The organism is Planctomycetota bacterium (assembly GCA_018242585.1).
GTDB lineage: Bacteria > Planctomycetota > Planctomycetia > Pirellulales > PNKZ01 > JAFEBQ01.
This window is the reverse complement of sequence record JAFEBQ010000046.1, coordinates 1-18,750: the sequence shown is the minus strand read 5'-3', so window position 1 is coordinate 18,750 and position 18,750 is coordinate 1. Positions and strand designations below refer to the sequence as shown.

General features: G+C 63.5%; 15 protein-coding genes. 3 read left to right on the top strand and 12 right to left on the bottom strand.

The window, feature by feature from the left end:
- Positions 1–24: 24 nt before the first annotated feature.
- From JSS27_20230 to JSS27_20195, 8 genes are all read right to left on the bottom strand, one after another.
- Positions 25–1,941, bottom strand: coding sequence for a 1-deoxy-D-xylulose-5-phosphate synthase (locus JSS27_20230; GenBank protein MBS0211280.1), 1,917 nt, complete (start codon positions 1,939–1,941; stop codon positions 25–27).
- Complete coding sequence (locus JSS27_20225) at positions 1,942–2,835, bottom strand: polyprenyl synthetase family protein (GenBank protein ID MBS0211279.1); 894 nt, start codon at positions 2,833–2,835, stop codon at positions 1,942–1,944.
- 132 nt (positions 2,836–2,967) lie between these two features.
- Positions 2,968–3,363, bottom strand: coding sequence for an exodeoxyribonuclease VII small subunit (locus JSS27_20220; GenBank protein MBS0211278.1), 396 nt, complete (start codon positions 3,361–3,363; stop codon positions 2,968–2,970).
- A gap of 40 nt (positions 3,364–3,403) precedes the next feature.
- A complete protein-coding gene (gene xseA / locus JSS27_20215; GenBank protein ID MBS0211277.1) occupies positions 3,404–4,681 on the bottom strand; it encodes an exodeoxyribonuclease VII large subunit in 1,278 nt (425 codons plus the stop codon).
- Positions 4,682–4,848: 167 nt separating this feature from the next.
- Positions 4,849–5,646 carry a lysophospholipid acyltransferase family protein gene (locus tag JSS27_20210; protein ID MBS0211276.1) on the bottom strand — a complete coding sequence of 266 codons (798 nt, stop codon included), beginning with the start codon at positions 5,644–5,646 and terminating at the stop codon, positions 4,849–4,851.
- Between the two features lie 109 nt (positions 5,647–5,755).
- On the bottom strand, positions 5,756–6,649 hold the full coding sequence (locus tag JSS27_20205; protein MBS0211275.1) for a diaminopimelate epimerase: 894 nt from the start codon (positions 6,647–6,649) through the stop codon (positions 5,756–5,758).
- Between the two features lie 176 nt (positions 6,650–6,825).
- Positions 6,826–7,161 carry a hypothetical protein gene (locus tag JSS27_20200; GenBank protein ID MBS0211274.1) on the bottom strand — a complete coding sequence of 112 codons (336 nt, stop codon included), beginning with the start codon at positions 7,159–7,161 and terminating at the stop codon, positions 6,826–6,828.
- Positions 7,162–7,265: 104 nt separating this feature from the next.
- Positions 7,266–10,427: a hypothetical protein gene (locus JSS27_20195; protein MBS0211273.1), complete on the bottom strand. Its 3,162-nt coding sequence runs from the start codon at positions 10,425–10,427 to the stop codon at positions 7,266–7,268.
- Positions 10,428–10,781: 354 nt separating this feature from the next.
- Here JSS27_20195 and JSS27_20190 point away from each other — a divergent pair, with 354 nt between their 5' ends.
- Complete coding sequence (locus tag JSS27_20190; GenBank protein ID MBS0211272.1) at positions 10,782–12,242, top strand: MFS transporter; 1,461 nt, start codon at positions 10,782–10,784, stop codon at positions 12,240–12,242.
- A 274-nt stretch (positions 12,243–12,516) separates the two neighbouring features.
- On the opposite strand, the gene tilS is transcribed toward JSS27_20190, so the two are convergent.
- Positions 12,517–13,551: a tRNA lysidine(34) synthetase TilS gene (tilS, locus tag JSS27_20185; GenBank protein ID MBS0211271.1), complete on the bottom strand. Its 1,035-nt coding sequence runs from the start codon at positions 13,549–13,551 to the stop codon at positions 12,517–12,519.
- Between the two features lie 1,039 nt (positions 13,552–14,590).
- On the opposite strand from tilS, the gene rny reads away from it, so the two are divergent.
- Together rny and JSS27_20175 are read left to right on the top strand one after the other, a co-directional pair.
- On the top strand, positions 14,591–16,129 hold the full coding sequence (gene rny / locus JSS27_20180; GenBank protein MBS0211270.1) for a ribonuclease Y: 1,539 nt from the start codon (positions 14,591–14,593) through the stop codon (positions 16,127–16,129).
- A 102-nt stretch (positions 16,130–16,231) separates the two neighbouring features.
- Positions 16,232–17,065, top strand: coding sequence for a YmdB family metallophosphoesterase (locus JSS27_20175; GenBank protein ID MBS0211269.1), 834 nt, complete (start codon positions 16,232–16,234; stop codon positions 17,063–17,065).
- A gap of 14 nt (positions 17,066–17,079) precedes the next feature.
- Here JSS27_20175 and JSS27_20170 read toward each other — a convergent pair whose 3' ends face one another.
- The 3 genes from JSS27_20170 to groEL form a co-directional block, all read right to left on the bottom strand.
- Positions 17,080–17,292, bottom strand: a complete 213-nt coding sequence (locus JSS27_20170) for a type II toxin-antitoxin system HicA family toxin (GenBank protein MBS0211268.1) — start codon at positions 17,290–17,292, stop codon at positions 17,080–17,082.
- The gene (locus JSS27_20165) at positions 17,289–17,492 is read right to left on the bottom strand and encodes a type II toxin-antitoxin system HicB family antitoxin (GenBank protein MBS0211267.1); all 204 of its coding nucleotides are present in this window, start codon (positions 17,490–17,492) and stop codon (positions 17,289–17,291) included. Before JSS27_20165 ends, JSS27_20170 begins: the two co-directional genes overlap by 4 nt.
- Before the next feature lie 211 nt (positions 17,493–17,703).
- Positions 17,704–18,750 (bottom strand): chaperonin GroEL (gene groEL / locus JSS27_20160; GenBank protein MBS0211266.1); only part of this gene is annotated, 1,047 nt, incomplete at its 5' end.

The window sequence follows — 18,750 nt, the reverse complement described above, 5'->3', positions numbered from 1 at the left end:
AATGGTGCTTATGACGCTAAACCATTATACCGCCCGGCGGGGGCCGGTGCGGACGGGTTCGTGGCTGCCGGCGGCTGCTTGGGCGGTGCGGACGATGCCCACCGCGTCGAGTCCCAACTGGGCCAGCAATTCGCTCCGCTCGCCGTGCTCGATCCAGCGGTCGGGCACGCCCAGCCGGATCACATGGCTGGCGTTCACGCCGGCGTTTGCCGCCTCTTCAAGCAGCGCACTGCCAAACCCGCCGGTCAGGGCGCCTTCTTCGACGGTGATCACCCAATTGCTTTGCTCCAAAGCACGAAGCATGGTCTCGGAATCCAACGGCTTGATGAACCGGGCGTTGATCACGCCGACGTCCATTCCCTCGTTGCGCAGTCGCTCGGCCGCCTTCACGCATTGGGGCAGCAGCGTGCCACAGCCGATGATCATGCCATCGCGACCCCAATCGAGCACTTCGGCCCGGCCCGGCTCGATCGGCGCGCACTGGCGCGCGACCGTTTCGGCCGACGCCTTGGGATAACGCAGCGATACCGGCCCCGGCTGTTCGACCGCCCAATCGAGCATCGCGACCAGATCGGCTTCGTCGCCCGGCGCGGCCACCGTCATGTTGGGGAACAGCCGCATGTAGCCCAGGTCGAACATCCCGTGATGCGTCGGCCCGTCCGGCCCGGTTAGGCCCGCGCGGTCCAAGGTGAACACGACGGGCAAGTTTTGCAGGGCGACTTCCTGGAAGATCTGGTCAAAGCTGCGCTGCAGGAAGGTGCTGTAGATGTCGACGATCGGCCGCAAGCCCGCCTTGGCTTGCCCGGCCGCGAAGGCCACGGCGTGCGATTCGCAAATGCCCGTGTCAAAGAATCGCGTCGGGAAGGCGTCGCGGATGCGCTCCAGGTTGTTCCCCTGGCACATCGCGGCGGTCATCACTGTGACGCGCGGATTGGTTTCGAGCAGCCGGTGGATCGACTCGCTGACCACGTTGGTATAGCTGCGGGTCGATGGCTTCTTGATCGAGACGACTTCCTCACCGTCGAACTCAAACGGCGCGGGCGTGTGAAAAAAGACCGGATCGTTGGCCGCCGGCTGAAACCCGTGCCCCTTTTCGGTGACAATATGCAGCAGCACCGGCCCGTCCACATCCTTGACCAGCCGCAGGTACTTGAGCAACTGGGGCATGTTGTGCCCGTCGATCGGTCCCATGTAGCGGAAGCCGAGTTCCTCGAACAACATCCCGCCGTGCAGGCCGGCTTTGATCGATTCCTTGGCCTGCCAGAGCACGCGCTCAACCGGGTCGCCCAACAGCGGCACCTTTTGCAGCGCCTTGACGACTTCTTGCTTCAACCCGGTATAGAACGGGTTCATCCGCAGCCGGTCCAGATATTCGGCCACGCCGCCGACGCGGGGGCAGATCGACATCTTGTTGTCGTTCAAGATGACGAGCATCTTCTTCTTCAGCCCGCCGGCGTTGTTCATCGCCTCGAAGACAATGCCCGACGGGAACGCGCCGTCGCCGATGACGGCCACGGCATGGCGATCTTCCTCGCCCGGAATCAGATCATCACCCGACTTCAACCCCAGCACGGTGCTCACGCTGCAGCCAGCGTGACCGGTCATGAACAGGTCGTACGAGCTTTCGTTGGGGTTCGGAAAGCCCGACAGGCCCCCCTTGGTCCGAATGGTGCCAAACTCGTGGTACCGCCCAGTGATCATCTTGTGCGGGTAGGCCTGGTGGCCGGTGTCCCAGATCAGACGATCGCGGCGAAAGTCGAACACGGTGTGCAGCGCCAGGCACAACTCGACCACGCCCAGGTTCGAGGCAAAGTGAGCGGTACGATTGGTCAGCAAGTTGCACAGCGCGTGGCGCATCTCGCCGGCCAGGCTTTGCAGTTGCTCGACGCTCAGTCCGCGCAGATCTTCCGGTGACTCGATCTTGGAAAGCATGTCGTCCATTTAGCGGTCCCTTTCCAACACGTATCGGGCCAGCGCTTCGAGTCCCGCCCCTTGTGGGCCCAGCGGCGCCAGCGCGGCACACGCCTCGGCCACCAGGGCCTCGGCGCGACGCCGGCTTTCGCCCACACCCAACAGGGCAGGAAACGTCAGCTTGCCACGATCCACATCCTTGCCCACCCGCTTGCCGAGCGCTTGTTCACTTCCCGAGACGTCGAGCAGATCGTCCATAATCTGGAACGCCAGGCCCATCGCCCGGCCGTACCCGACGAGGGCGGTCATCTGCTCGGCCGTCGCCCCGGCGGTTAGCCCGCCGAGTTGCAACGAGACGAGGAACATCGCGCCCGTCTTGCGGGCATGAATTGATTCGAGCGACATCACGTCGCCTTGGCCGGCACTGGTCAGATCGTCGGCCTGGCCCCCGACCAGGGCCGCGGGACCAGCCGCCGCGGCCAGCAGCGCGACCGCGCGGGCCGCCACCTCAGCCGGGCTGATCTCGCGGGCCAAAACTTCAAAGGCCCGGGCCAGCAGGGCGTCGCCGGCCAGAATGGCCATTGCCTCACCATAGACCACGTGGCACGTCGGCCGGCCGCGGCGCAGGTCGTCGTCGTCCATGGCCGGCAGGTCGTCGTGGATCAGCGAGTAGGTATGCACCATCTCGACGGCACAGGCCGCCGGCAGGGCGCGCTCGATGGTGCCGTCGCAGGCCTCGGCAGCCATGGTGACCAGAATGGGCCGCAACCGCTTGGCGGGGGCCAACAGACTGTACCGCATGGCCTCGGCCAGCCGTTCGGGGCAGCCGGGCGCAGGCTGGCTAGAGGCGTTGAGAGCCGCTTCGATCACCGGCCGGGCTGGCGCAGCCATTTCGGCAAACGTCAGTTGGGGGACCAAGGTCATCCGCGGGCGGCCTTTGAAGATAAGAAAAGAGTTAGCACCGTCACGTGGCATCGGTCGCGCGCCGGTCGTTCGACGCGCACGAGCCGTCGGCCGCGGCCGTAATGTTCCGGGCCACCGACGCAACGCCCTAGTCTAAAACAACTTGGGCGCGTCGTCCACAACTTCCCCCCCCAGGTCATCCCGGGAGCGAGCCGTTTTGCCGCCGGCGGGCTTCGCGGCCGAGCGCTTTTGGCTGCGTGTGCTGGCCCGCGTGCCAGCGGCTGATTCCTCGTTAAACGTGGCGGTATCGTCGAACGGCTCGGTGGTGGGCTGGCCGGCGGCGTCGACATTGCTCAGCAGTTCGATCTTCCGTTCGGCCCGCTGCAAAATGCCGTGGCATTGGCGCAACAGCTTTACGCCCCGCTCGTAAGCGGCCAGCGAGGCCTCGAGCCCAGTGTCGCCGGTTTCGAGCTGGCCGACAATGGTTTCGAGCTCGGCCAGTGCCTGCTCAAAGGGGATTTCAGCCGCTGCTGCCTTGGTTTCCGCCACCCGCTGGGCTCCTCGAACCGATCGAACTACGTCAGGTTCATTACGCAGTCCCAGTATCGTTTGGTTCGCCCTGGTTGGCTATGGGGGGCTGGGTTCGCAGGACGCGGCTGATGATCTGGCCCCGCGAAACGTGCGTTACAAGCTCATCATCCGCTACAACTTGCGCAGCATCGCGCACAATCAGCCCGTCGGCGGCCCGGGTGGTCAGGCTGTACCCCCGTCCCAGCACCGCCAGGGGGCTGAGCGATTCGAGCCGGCCGGCCAACGCTCGGACCCGGTGGTCGGCGACTTCGGTGGTGTGAGCGATGGCCCGGCGTGCGCGAGCGCCTAGCTCGTCGAGCATCTGTGCGCGTTCATGGACGAGTTCCAACGGGCGGGTCATTGCTCGCGCGCTGGCCAGGTTGTCGAGCCGGCGGCGCAACAGAGCCGCGCGCTGGGCCAAGGCCGAGAGCATCCGCTGCTGCGTCGCGAGCAACCGGGCGTGCAGCTCTTCGCGCGCCGGGGCCACCAGCTCGGCGGCTTCGCTGGGCGTCAACGCGCGCACATCGGCGGCCAGATCGCACAGCGTGACATCGATCTCGTGACCCACGGCCGACACGACCGGAATCTTCGACGCGCGAACGGCGCGGACCAGGACCTCTTCGTTGAACGACCAGAGGTCTTCCAGGCTGCCGCCGCCGCGACCGACCACGATGATGTCGACCGGCGGCTGCAGGCGATTGACCGCGGCGAGCGCGGTCGCGATCTCGGCGCTGGCCCCTTCACCTTGCACGCGCGTGGGAACGACGAGAACATCGGTCCCCAGCCAGCGGCGGCGAAGCACTTGTAGAAAGTCGCGAATGGCCGCGCCGGTGGGACTGGTGATGAAGGCCACGCGCTTGGGATAGCGCGGCAATGGGCGCTTGTGCCGCGGGTCGAACAATCCTTCGGCGGCCAGTTTGTCACGCAGTTGTCGCAGCGCGAGTTCCAGCGCGCCGATCCCCTTGGGCTCGATCTGACGAATGACCAGTTGATAGGTCCCGCGCGGCGGATAGATTTCCAGGTCGCCACAGCAGATCACTTCGAGCCCGTCGTGCAGGTCGAACCGAGTCCGCTGGGCCGTGCCGCGCCAGATGACCGCGCGCAACTGAGCCCGTTCGTCTTTCAAGGTCAGGTAGCAATGCCCCGATTGCGGCCGGGAGAAGTTCGAGATCTCGCCCGCCACCCAGACGCCGACGAAGTTTGCTTCGAGCGTCCCTTTGATCTGATCGGTCAGGGCCGCGACGCTGAGCACTTGCGGCTCGTTGGTGGTTGATGCGGAGGAGTGGGGTAAAGACATCCGTGGCTCGATGGAAAGCTTACCGAGAATTGATGAGCCGGCATTGTACCGGTTCGCGCGCTGAACGACGATGAGGCGAGTCGCGACGAAAGAATTCCGCGCGAAATCTTCAAGAGCCACGGACGCAAGTCCGTGGTTAGCGCCGGTGTACGCTTCGAACCGGCGACTTACGTCGCCGGCTCTTGGACGCGCGTGGCGGCGTGTGCAGGGGCCGGAACACGTTCGTGCGCCGCGTCGATACGCAACTGCCGCTCGTGACGCCAGGCGTGTTGCTTGGTCAGCGGCCGTTCTTCGACCTTGCGCGTGCCGCTTTCGGCCCAGGCTTCGGCTTCGAGCGTCAAACGGCGCAGCAGCGCTTCGACCGACAGCCGGTGTTCTTCGACCCCATCACGATCGAGGTCGGCCGGCACATGCAACTCGGGACTGACCACCGCCCGAGCGCGAGAAAAAGGGCGCGGAATTGCGAACCGGTCCCACGATTTCAACCGCCAGGGGCGGTCGTATCCAAAGCCCATCGCCACGATCGGCAGCCCTAGCTTCGACGCTAGATAGACGGGCCCCTGAGCCAGTTCGCGGCGCGGGCCGCGCGGGCCGTCGGGGGTGATGGTCAGGTTCATGGTGCGACTCTTCTCGGCCATCTGCCGCAGCGCCGCGGCCGCTCCCCGGTAGGTCGAGCCGCGGACAAAGTCGAAACCCAAGTGATGGGCCACGCGCGTCAGCAGGTCGGCGTCGCCGTGCCGGCTGAGCAGCATGGCCAGATTGCAATAGCCGCGCAGGTAGAGTGGGAACAGGATGTACTCGTGCCAGAAGACGTAAATCTTCTGCCCCGAGTAGCTCGGCTTCACCGGATCGATCGACTCGTCGTAATAGGCGACGCGATAGTCGAGCGTCGACATCCACGCGCGGATCGTATGGGCCGCGGCCAGTCCAGCCGCGCCGACGAGAGCAGGAGAGCGAAGTTTCATTGCGTTGGCATCCGTGCCGGTTGGGGAGAAAAGTTACTGGTTGCTAGTTGCTAGCGGCTAGTAAAGATACACCGCTCGACGCCTTTCACTTGCAACTAGGAACCAGCAACTAGCAACTTCCATCCTTCCATTCCCCGCTGAATACTTCGACGGCGGGGCCTGTCATGAAGACGTGATTGTTCGCTTCGTTCCATTCCAGGCGCAAATCGCCGCCGGGCAGGTGGGCCAGGATCTGGCGATCGGACAGCCCGGTCAACACGCCGGCCACACAGACCGCGCTCGCCCCGGTGCCACAGGCCAGCGTGATGCCGCTGCCCCGCTCCCAGGTGCGCATGGTGACTTCGCCGGGGGAATGAACCTGCACGAAGTGAACATTGATGCGGCGCGGAAAGATCGGCTGGCGTTCGAGCCAGGGGCCGACCGTCTCGAGCGGCACCGCCGCCACGTCGTGGCAATAGATCATCAGGTGCGGGTTTCCCGTCGACACGCAGGTCATGTGCATGTCGATGCCGCAGGCGTCCATCCACTCGGCCGGCCCGCGAAACGGGATGTAACGGTCCAAGGGGAAGTTGACGATTCGCTCCGCGGCTTCGCCCGGCAGTGCGACCGGGATGTTGGCCGCTTCGAGGATCGGCTCTCCCATGTCGACGCGCACTTGCTGGACCCGATCGTTTTGCACCTCGACGTCGAGCGACAACACCCCGCGGCCGGTCTCGATCTTGAGCGTGGGCTTGCGGGCGATGCCGTGGTCGTAGACGAACTTGGCCACGCAGCGGACGCCGTTGCCGCACATTTCCGACTCGCTGCCGTCGGCGTTGAACATCCGCATCCGGGCATCGGCGACCGTGGACGGACAGATCAGGATCATGCCGTCGCCGCCGACGCCGAAGTGCCGGTCGGCGATCTTCTGGGCGGTCGCGGCCGGATCGGCCGGCACTGGCTGGTTGAAGCAATCGACATAGACATAGTCATTGCCGATGCCGTGCATCTTGGTGAAGAGCATGAGGGAAGTTGCGGGTTGCTAGTTGCTGGTTGCTAGTAAAGACAAGTACATGTCGGTTGGGAATCGAATAGAATTGTGCTCGCGTTAGAAAGAGGACGGCAGTTATGTCGTCACGACGCAGCGGATCATCACTAGCAACTAGGAACTAGCAACCAGCAACTTCCCCGCTTCTTATTCTACGCACTCAAATCAAGTTCATTGCCCGCTTCGCCGGCTGGGTCTTTCACCCCGGGGGCCGGCGGCGTTTCGGGCTCGGCCGTGGCTTCCGCGTTGTTGTTCGGTTCTTGACGCTCCCACAGTCGGCGGCCGTCGGCGTCGCGCTCGTGCGTCTCGTGCCCTTCCCCGTCGGTGCGGCCGATGCCGGCCGCATCGGTGGCCCGGGCGTCGGCCGCGGCGCGGCGCTCTTGAACGGTCGCGTCTTGCGCGGCGCGGGCTTGCTCGTTGCCGCGCGTTTGTGCGCTCGGACTACCGGCCAGACTCCCGACAATTCCACCCATCGGTCCAATGCTCATGGGGGCACCTTGGGGAAAAGTTGCTGGTTGCTAGTTCCTAGTTGCTAGAGAAAGGCGACTGGCGTTCCTGTCTTTACTAGGAACCAGCAACTAGGAACTAGCAACTACTTGACCTCTGTATTCTTCGCTCCGAGTTCCGCCTGCAATTGTTGCAACGCCTGGTTGACGCCGGGGAACGCCTCGCTGCGCAGTTGCGGCTGGTCGAGCGTGCCTTCGGCGTGGATCAACATGATCTGTTGGCTGGCGCTGCCGAGCACCGTCCGCAGCATGGGCTGCCGCCCGGCATTGGCGCCGACCATCGTATGGAAAGTGAGATGAATCTGACGGTTCAGGTTCACTTCCCCTTGCCCCAATAAGCTTACCACGTCGCCGGTCAAATCGAACCGGTCCAGGTACAAGTGCTCCCCTTCGACGCGGAAATTGATGTCCGACGACGTAAACGCCGTCAAATCGGGCTGCCGCAGATTCAGCACTTTGAGCAAGCTGACCATCAACGGCAATTCATAAATGTTGGCGTTTTTCAGCTCGATCGAGCCGCGCCCGCCCAAGTCGTGCAGGCTTTTGCCTTTGCCACGCAGGGTCAGTTGCGCGTAAATGTCGCCGCTCAGGCGCTCGCGGTTCCCCAGCGCCTCTTGGTTCCAGCGGGCCAGACTTCCCTTGTTGAGTGCCATCTGGAACTCGTACGGCGATTGCGGCCCAAACAGCAACCAGCCATCGACCATCGCCGTGCCGCTGTAAAGTTGCGCCGCCAGATGCCGCTCGGGCGCGACTTTCAGCAGTCGGTCGGCCCAGACGCCAACCAAGAGCCGCGTGTCGTCGATCCACAACGGGCCGCTCACGTCGGTCAATTGCAGGTCGCGGTACGTGGCCGAGTCCAGGTGGACCGTTCCTTGGCTTTGAAACTGCTTACCGTCGAAGTTGCCGCGCAGATGGACGCCGCCATTCAGGTTGTCGAGCGGCACGCCCAGCTTGCCGGCGTTCTGGTGCAGGTCGAACTCCATGTCCCAACCCGACGTGGTCGGTTCGTTCGGACGTCCGGTGCTGGCCAACTCGAACGCGCCGCGCATGTTGAACGCGCCGCTGAATTGCAACTCGGCCAGAGCCTTGCGCAAGCGCTCGGGCAGGGCCAGCATCAACGGCCGATCGAGCTGCACGCGATCGACCGTCATCTGGTTGAACCTCAAAGCCCAGCCGCCATCGGGACTGAACAGACATTCGACCTGGCTGTTAAGCCGGGTGCGTCCATGCTCGGCGCGCAAGTTCTCGATCGTGGCCCGGCCGTCGGCAATGGTGAACACGCCGTGAATGTTGTCCATCCGATAGGGAAACCGCGCTGGCTCGATCGACACGTTGTCGGCGGCAGGTTCGGCGCGAATGAACAACTGGACCGGCTGTCCCCCCGGCAGCACGCGCACATCGGCCGCGACGTTCACCGTTCCCTGCGGCTTCAGGTCCAGCCACAGTTGCCGCGCGGCCGGAGTGAGCGCGTCGCGCAACTCGTCCTCGAGCCCGACTTGCTGGCCGGTGATGTGCAGTTTCAAATCGCCGCCGGCGCTCGACGTGACCAGCGTGCCGTCGCAGGTGATCGCGCCGGGCCCCTTCTTGCCGGCCAGGCGTTTGAACGTCCACAGGTTGTCGAACATCTCGATCTGGCCGACGATGTTGTGAACCGGATAGGGGAACTTGTCGTACCGCATGCTGCAGTCGCGCAGCGTCAACAGCATCGACTTGTGCTCCTCGGGCACGCCGGTCTCAGTGCTGCGCCAGAAGCGAATCACCGCGTCACACGTGCCGGCCGCGCGCAATTGACGCACGACCAGGGCGGTTCGCTCGGGCAGGGCTTCGATCAGCCGATCGTTGAATCGGGCCTGCTGGGCGTGGATTTCGGCCCAGCCCAACAGCGGCGTTTGGTTCATCGCCCATTCGCTGATGATCTGCACCGGCGCGTCGTCGGCCTTGGCCACCAGGTTGACGCTCAGCTTGTGCTGCTTCAGCCGCAGCGCGCCGCAGGCGTTGTCGAGCCGATAGGGGAACTTGAAGTAGCAGAACGACATGTTCAGCAACTTGCATTCGCCGTCGATCTGCCAGGTGCGCCCGTCGAACAACAGGTCGCCGTCCAAGTCGATTTCGCCGGCCGGCTGGTACTTGCGCCATTCTTCCTGAAACCGCTCGGGCAGCACGCGCAGCCAGGACGATTCGACGACCAGCCGCCGCGCCGCCACGTGCAATCGGATCGGACTGTCGGGCAAGTAGCCTTGCCGCTGGCCGCTGGCCGTCAACTCGGCCTGGCCAATGCGCCCGGCCAGTTCCTCGATCCGGCAGCCTTGATCGTCGCAGTGGAACTTGATCTTCAGGTCGGTGATCGGGTGAGGCAGTCGCGCGTCGTCCCAACGTCCGCGCTGAATCTGGCCGCGCGCTTCATAGATCAGGGGCTGTGCCCGGCGCGCGTCGTAATCGCCTACGACATGGGCGTTCAATTGCGCGCGCAGCGCTTGCAGCGCGAGAACTTGCTGAGGACAAGGGCAAGGCATGGCCGTGGCCAGGTCGGGGCCCAGTTCCATGCCGTCGATCGTCGCGGCCAGTCGCCAGGCTTTGCCCGTGCAATCGATCCAGCCTTGCACGTCGATGCGGCGCACCTGGTCGGTCATCAAGTGACCGCGCAGGGCCATGCGCTGTTGTCCTTGCGTCGTGGCCGGATCGATCGGTTCGAGCCGGAGGTTGACATTGCGCAAGCGCATGACGGTGGACGGCGTCTTGTGCGGATCGAAGAGTTCGATCGTGGCGTCCTCCAGCACCACCGGCGGCGGTCGATCGCTCAGTTGCGGCAGCGGCAGCAGTTGGCCCAACGTCCACGTGCCGTCGGCATGGCGCACGCCGCGCAAGGTCAGCTTGCGCAACGTGATCTGGCGAACTTGCAACTGGTTGCGAGCCATGTCGGCCAGGTTGGTCGAACAGGCCAGCGTCATCTCATCGAAGTAGGCCAGATCGGCCGGCGGACCCGACAGCTTGGGGTCGGCGATGGCGAGGCCGCGGATTTCGATTCCTTCGCCGTCGATGATTCGCGCCGCGCGGACGCGAATGGACATGTCGCGATAGTGCTGCGCGATTTGAAATTGGACGCGCCGTCGGACTTCTTCGTTGAGCTTCTGAAAGCAATAGGGCCCCACGACCAGGCTGCCCAGAACGACGAGCAGCAGGCCCCACTTGAACCAACTCCAAGCGGTGTCGACGAGACGCGGAAAGATGGGTGCAAATCCTTTGCACAACGAAACTTCGAGAACAAGCGGGGCGGTAGTTTCGCGGCTTTCGAAACATGGGTCAAGGCGAGCCAAACATGCCGCCAGCGCACTCGTGGCCGCGCCGGCGATGCAAGCATGCGAGAACGCTCGATGTCGCCCCGCGCGACGCTTGCGGTTTAGCCGCACCGCCAGAGGCTGGCGCGCCGAACATTCACGCGCCACAAAGCCCTGAAATCGCGGTGGCTCACGGCGTTTTTCCCAGCCACGCGCCCCGCTGCCAGCGAGTGTTTCTTTTCCAAACAGCCCGGCTATACTCGGTGGCTTCCCGCGCCCGCTAGCATTGCCACCATTGCCTTTACGACCCGCGAAGGACTATTCCGCATGTCTGATTCGTCAAATCGGCGTTCTATCTTCCTAGCCAGTTTCATGACGTTGATCGCAGCGGGTATCGGCTTCGCAATTCGCGGAGGCATTCTTGACGACTGGGAGTCGACGTTCGGATTTACAAAGACGGAACTCGGGAAGATCACCGGCGGTGGCCTGTGGGGCTTCGGCGTGATGATTATCTTCTTCAGCATCTTCGCTGATTTGGTCGGCTATCGTGCGCTGCTCATTGGTGGTTTTGTTCTGCACGTGGCTTCGGCGGTACTGACAATTGCCGCGACGCCGGTGTTTCATTCGTTTGGCAAAGATGCCACGTATTGGTGTCTTTACGCGGGAATGTTCCTGTTCGCACTCGCGAATGGTCTTTGCGAAACTGCCATTAACCCGCTCGTCGCGACGTTATATCCGCAGCAAAAGACGCACTATCTGAACATTCTTCATGCGGGTTGGCCCGGTGGCTTGATCATCGGCGGTTTGGTGGCATATGCGTTCGCGGGCCATCATTCGGTCCTCTCGCACGTGCGCTGGGAAATCCTGATGTGCGTGTTTCTGGTCCCGACGGTGATTTACGGATTGATCGTGTTGCGCCAGTCGTTCCCCAAATCCGAAGCATCCGTTGCTGGGGTGAACTTCGGCCAAATGTTGGCACAACTCGCGTCACCGATTTTGGTCTTCTTGCTCGTTATCCACGCGATGGTCGGTTACGTCGAGCTTGGGACCGACTCGTGGATGCAGGACATCATGAAGGCGTCAATCGCCGAATGGGCGGCGTTGCTGTTTGTCTATACATCGGGCGTCATGTTCGTATTGCGATTCTTCGCTGGTCCGATTGTCGAACGTACCAATCCGCTTGGATTGCTCTTTATCAGTTCAGTCATCGGGGCATTCGGGCTGTACTTGTTTGGCACGAGCGAGTCGGCATTGATGATTTTCTTGGCCGGGACCATCTATGGCGTGGGCAAGACATTCTTGTGGCCCACGATGCTGGGCGTTGTCGGAGAGCGGTTCCCAAAAGGGGGCGCACTGGCAATGGGCCTCATGGGCGGCATCGGGATGCTATCGGCGGGGCTGCTGGGGGGGCCGATCATTGGGTACAAGCAGGACTATGCTACAGCACAAGCCCTCGAACAGTCGGATGCGGCTGTCTACACGGAATACGTCAATGCGAAGCAAAAGGAACTTTACGTTCTGCCGAAGATCAGCGTTCTCGATGCTGATAAAGTTGGGGCTCTGAAGGAAAAGACCAACCCGACTCCTGCCGAAGCGAAAGCAAAGAGCGAAATCGAAAGCGCGACGATTGCCGGCGGCAAGAAGGCGCTTGAGTTGACGGCTTTCGTGCCCTGCGCCATGGCCGTTTGTTATCTCTTGCTATTGCTCTATTTCCGCGCGACGGGCGGCTATAAGCAGGAGCACATCACTCACCCGCAAGTCCACCAATACGGCGGCGACGAGGCGTGAGGTGAATTGCCCTGTGCGCCTTCGAGAGCGGCGGACGCAAGTCCGCCGTTGGAATTGCCAGACGGCGCTACCGCGGCGCCGGTCGCCGGGTGGCACGCCCGTCCTCGGGCGTGGGGAAGCATGCACCAGCCCCGATATTTCATCGGCTGCTCACCACGCCCTGCGCTGCGCTTGGGACGTGCCACCCACTGAAAACATGCTCTCACGGCGCTAACCGGCGACTTACCTCGCCGGCTCCTGCATGATGTGCTGCGTAGCAAGCGTTTGTGACGCCTCAACACGCGCTTGCCGCGTTCACTGGGTAAAGCCGCAGCGCGTCCCCCGCGCGCTCGGCCATGATCCGGCCGGGGAACATTTGCCGTGCGCTGATCTCGGCACCCTGCGCCAACTCGGACAGCTTCGTCCACTCGGCGTGCCCCATTGCTTGCAGCGGCCAACGCTGCTCGTGCCAGACGGCCGCCAGCAGCTCGCGCACCAGGTACGGCGCCACGCCGGCCAGCGCACGCACGTCGATCCGCACCGCAAGCGGGTTCTCGCGGCGCACCGCGCGTTCGTGCAACAGCGAAACTTGTCCCTCGACGACGCTCTGCGCCTCGCCAGCCAGCATGCCCAGTCGGACCAACGCTTCGATCAGTTGTGGATTGAACTGCTCGGCTAGCGCGGGCATCACATCCAGTCGCAACCGGTTGCGCGTCAGCCCCCGATCCGAGTTGCTGCCGTCCTCGCGGAACGCTTGGCCTTGTCGCGCCAGATAGTCTCGCAATTCACCGCGACGAAAGGCCAGCAGGGGCCGATAGAGCGCCACGCCGTCGCCGAGTTCCCGCGCGCGCTTGATGCCGCGCAAGCCGACCAGCCCCGTGCCGCGCAGCACGCGGTGCAACACCGTCTCGGCCTGATCTTCGGCTGCATGAGCCGTGCAGACGTACCGCGCTCCGACGCGATGGGCCGTGGCCAGCAACCAATCGTAGCGCATGGCCCGGGCGGCCGCCTCAATGCCATCGCCGTCGCTAGCAGCCTTTTGCGCCGTGGCTCCTTCGCCCAACTCGCAAGGGAGTCCGAGCTTGGCGGCCAACTCGGCCACGAAATCCCGGTCGCGGTCGGCGTCGATGCCACGCAAGCCGTGGTGGAAATGCCCCACGACGAGCCGGCTGTGGGCCTCGGGCGCAATGTCGGCCAAGGCGCGGAGCATGGCCACGCTGTCAGCTCCGCCCGAGACCGCCACCAGCAAGGTCACGTCGTGCCATACGGCGGGGGGCCACGCCTGGGCCAGTCGGCTCACGAATTCGTCATGAAATTGCTTGCCCGACATGGGTGGTGGCAGTGGGTTGGGGCCGGCCGGAACATTCGGCACAGCCAGTTGTTGCAGACGGCCCAGACTATGTTACGATCGAAATTCGTTTCTCTGGCGGCTAGCGTCGACCGTGGGCCGCGGGTGTCAACCCGCCCCTGGAGGGCGCTGTCCGCCAGCACGCGAACATTGATTTCAGGTAGAGCAAGCTTCGGCTGGCGCTACCGAAAGAGTCGCCCGGAAAGACAGATTACAGTGGTTACTGGTTACAGTGTTACTGGTTTAGTTTTTCCGTGTGACGACGTGCCGGAAGTGGAACCGTCGGTGGCCACGCGGTGGCGAGCGCAAGCTTGCCGAGCATGGCCGCGACGGTTTGCGATCGGTTAATCACTGGTTTCCTTGCAGGTTACTCTAAGCCAGTTCCCTGCGGGAGATGGATGGACACGATGCTAGGGCTTTTGATCCTCTTGCAGCACTTGGTGGGGTTATTGACCCCAGGCCAAATGATGCCCCAGCCCGAGCCCACTCGCCGCGAGCCAAACCCGGCCGGCGATGAAGGGACGCATCGGTTCTCGACCACTCCCGCGATGGCGGACTGGATGACACCTCGACTTGGTGTGCGGCGACTTGGTACGCGGCGATTTGGTTCGCGGCCCAAGACTGGCCCGGCCGACGGCGCGATTGCGCCGGCCGTGGCCTTGATGCCGCCCACGGGGCTCTGGCGAGCGTTTCTCGCGCCATGTTGCGCGCCGCTCGGTAGGGTCCGGGTCCGATCCATCCCACCTGGGGTGGAGTGCGCGCGTGGGACCGACCCCCGGGTCGGCGACGTGGCGCGGTAACTTGCGCAGAAACTGTTGATTGACCGATGCGCGTTGCGGGCCTTGTCACGGCAAGGCCGGTGTGACGCCTCTTCCGCCGGTCGTGCGCACCCTGGGTGCGCTGCTCTTTCGGTCCCGTCGGCTGTCGCTGGCATTGACGCCCGCCGTCGCACGCCTGGCTACGCAAGCCAGCGCGCCCCGGCCAGCAAGAAGGGAACACTGCTGTGGACAATCCGGTTTACATTGGGCTTTTCGCGGCCAGCCTGGCGGCCGTGCTGACCGTGGTGGTCGTGAAGTCGTTGGACTACCTGCGCGGCACCGACGTCGAGCGCAAAGCGCGCGACATGATCGAACGGGCCGATCGCGAAATCGAGACCCGGCGCAAGGAAGCCGAGTTGCAGAACAAAGAACGGGCCATGCAGCAAAAGGCCGACGGCGACAAGGAACTCTCGCAATCCCGGCAAGAGTTGCACGAGCGCGACCGCATGCTCGACAAGCGGCAAGACACGCTCGAACAACAGAACGAGCAACTGGTCAAGCGCGAGCGGATGGTCGAAGCCACCCAGCGCAAGCTGTCGGAAAAGATCGAAGAAGCCAACAAGCGTAACGACGAGTTGGCCCGGATGCTCGAAACCCAGCGCGACACGCTGCACCGTTTGAGTGGCCTGGGGCGCGAGGAAGCCACCAAGCGGCTGCTCGAGCAATTGGATCAGGAGCTGAAGGAAGAGGCGGGCACGGTCATCCTGCAACACGAGCGAAAGATGCAGGAAATCGCCGAGGAAAAGTCGCGCGAGATTCTGATCACCGCGCTGCAGCGCTACGCCTCGGCCCACACGGCCGAAAGCACCACCAGCACGATCGACATTCCGAGCGACGAGATGAAGGGACGCATCATCGGTCGCGAGGGGCGCAACATCCGCGCCTTTGAAAAAGCGACCGGCGTCGATGTGATCATCGACGACACGCCGGGCGTGGTGATCGTCAGCGGCTTCGACCCGGTTCGTCGCGAGGTGGCCCGGCTGTCGCTGCAAAAGCTGATTCAAGACGGCCGCATTCACCCGGCCCGGATCGAGGAAGTGGTGGGCCAGACGCAAACCGAGTTGGAAGCTCACCTGCAAAAGCTGGGCCAGGAAGCGGCCGAGGAAGCCGAGGTCGGCAACTTGCACGAAAAGGTGATTCACCTGCTGGGCCGGCTGCGTTTCCGCACCAGTTACAGCCAGAACGTGCTACGGCACTCGATCGAGGTGGCGTTCATTTCCGGGATGCTGGCCCAGGACATGGGACTCGACCCCAAGCTGGCTCGCCGTTGCGGGCTGCTACACGACATTGGCAAGGCGGCCGACCACGATCAGGAAGGGGGCCACCCCAAGATCGGCGCCGACTTGCTGAAGCGCTATGGCGAGAAGGCCGAAGTGGTCCACGCGGCGCTGGGGCATCACGACGACCTGCGGATCGACAACCCGTACACGGTCATCGTGGCCGCCGCCGACGCCTGCAGCGCTTCGCGCCCCGGCGCGCGGCGTGAGTCGCTCGAACGCTACGTCAAGCGGATGGAAGAACTCGAAACCATTGCCGGCGGCTTTCCCGGCGTGGAACAGGCCTTCGCCATTCAGGCGGGGCGCGAGCTGCGTGTGATCGCTAGCGCCAAGGACACGACCGACGCATCGGCCGCCAAGATTTGCCACGACATCGCCCGCGCGTTTGAAGAGCAACTCACATACCCCGGTGAGATCAAGGTCACCGTGTTGCGCGAGTCGCGGTTCTCGGATTCGGCGAAGTGATGAAGTTGCGGGTTGCTAGTTGCTAGTAAGAAGTCGGAAGACGTTCTGCTGGCATTTCACTAGCAACCAGCAGCTAGCAACCAGCAACTTCTGGACTTTCCCATGCGCATCCTGTTAATCGGCGACGTGGTTGGCAAGCCGGGGCGGCGAATCATCGCCCGGGCTTTGCGTTGGGTGGTCGAGCGCGAGCAGCTTGACCTGGTGATCGCCAACGGCGAGAACGCCGCGGCCGGCTCGGGCATCACCCCGGCCATTTGCCGCGAGCTGTTCGACGCCGGCGTTCATTGCATCACGCTCGGCGACCACATTTACAAGCGGCGGGAAGTCATCTCGTCGCTGGAAAGCGACGCGCCGATCGTCAAACCGGCGAACTACCCGCCCGAGGCCCCCGGACGCGAATGGGCCGTGGTCCGCACCGCCGGCGGAGTCGATGTGGCCGTCTTCTCGGTGATGGGGCGCGTCTTCATGCGCCCGGTCGACTGTCCGTTTGCCGCGGCCGATCGCGTGTTGAATGCGTTGCCTCCCGAGATTCGCGTGATCGTCGTCGACATTCACGCCGAGGCGACCAGCGACAAGCAGTTGATGGGGCGCTACCTCGATGGGCGCGTGTCGGCCGTGCTGGGGACGCACACTCACGTGCCGACGGCTGACGAGACGATCTTTCCGCGCGGCACGGCGTTCCAGTGCGACGTCGGCATGACCGGACCATATCACAGCATCCTGGGGCGGCAGATCGACCGGGTGCTCGAGACGACCCGGACATTCCTGCCCACGCAGTTCGACGTGGCCGACGGGGACATTCGGCTGTGCGGCACGATCGTCGACGTCGACGCGGCGACCGGTCGCGCGACGGGAATCAAGCGCTTGCGAGTCGACTGGAACGACGTCCCCGAAACCGCCGCCTCGACCGCCCGCCCGACCTGCAATGAACCGTAGTCAATGAGAGCAGATTACAAGTCGCTCGGCGTGAGTCCGGTTCGTTTGGCAATGCGTGCCAACATGCGCGGTCCAATTTCTTCACCCTCGTGAAAGGCAAAGACGAAATCGGGCCAGCCCGCGCGCATCAATACTCGGTGAGAGCCCGATTGCCGTTTGATCGTCCAGCCGATGCGCAATAAGGCGGCCAGCACTCGCTGTGCCTTGCACGCCGGCCAGGAACTCATGACGCGACGGCGAATACGCCTGCCATTGCAGGGATCGATTCGCCATGTTCCAAGCGGTCGGCCATGACTCGCAACGAGAGGGCTTGCGCTCGATCGATTGCTTCTTGCCGCGTTTGGCCGTAAGCCAAGACGCCCGACAGCTCGGCTACTTCGGCAATCCAACGCCCGTCGTCTTCACGTTCGACTTCAATCGTCAACATTTGAACCACCTGGCCGCGAAACCACCGCGCGTTTCCATCTGCTACTAGCCTAGCCCTTGCGGATCGCGTCGTGTAGCGAAATTAAACAAAAAAGCCCGTCGGCGCTGGGAAGCGCCGCCGGGCTGTTGTCTGTCCGTACTAATCGCTAGTCGCCAACTGCTAATCGCTTCTCCTCGCAACTAGCAACCAGCAACCAGCAACTCGCAACTTTTTAGTACATGTCATCGTGGCCGCCGTGGCCGCCCTTCTTCTCGTCCTTCGGCTTCTCGGCAATCAACGCGTCGCTGGTCAACAGCAACGTCGCCACGCTCGACGCGTTTTGCAGCGCCGAACGAGTCACCTTGGTCGGGTCGATGATGCCGGCCTTGACCAGGTCTTCATAGGTGTCGCTAGCGGCGTTGTAGCCGAAGCTCCCCTTGCCTTCGAGCACCTTCTCGCAGACCACGCCGCCGTCCTGGCCGGCGTTGTTCGAGATCATGGTGATCGGCGAACGGCAGGCGCGACGGATGATGTCGTAGCCGACCTGCTGATCGTGGATCAGATCTTCACCCTTGACCTGGGCCTGGGCTCGCAACAAGGCGACGCCGCCACCCGGCAGAATGCCTTCTTCGACGGCGGCACGCGTGGCGTGCAAGGCGTCTTCGACGCGGGCCTTCTTCTCCTTCATTTCGCTTTCGGTCGCGGCCCCGACGTTGACCTTGGCCACGCCGCCGGCCAGCTTGGCCAGGCGTTCTTCCAGCTTTTCCTTGTCATAGTCGCTGGTCGAAGCGCTGATCTCGCGGCGGATTTGCTCGATGCGGGCCTTGATGTCGCCACCCTTGCCCGAGCCTTCGATGATCGTGGTGTTGTCCTTGTCGACGACCACGCGCTTGGCGCGACCCAGATCGGTCAGCGGCAGGTTCTCGAGCTTCAGACCCAGGCTCTCGAACACCGCGGTGCCGCCGGTCAGGATGGCAACGTCTTCCAGCATGGCCTTGCGGCGGTCGCCGTAGCCCGGCGCCTTGACGGCACAGCACTTGAACGTGCCGCGCAGCTTGTTGATGACCAGCGTCGCCAGGGCTTCGCCTTCGACGTCTTCACAGATGATCAACAACGGCTTGCTGGCGTTGACCACGGCCTCGAGGACCGGGACCAATTCCTTGACGTTGCCGATCTTCTTTTCATAGATCAGCACGTAGCAGTCTTCGAGCACGCACTCCATCTTGGTCGAGTCGGTGACGAAGTACGGCGACAGATAGCCGCGGTCGAACTGCATGCC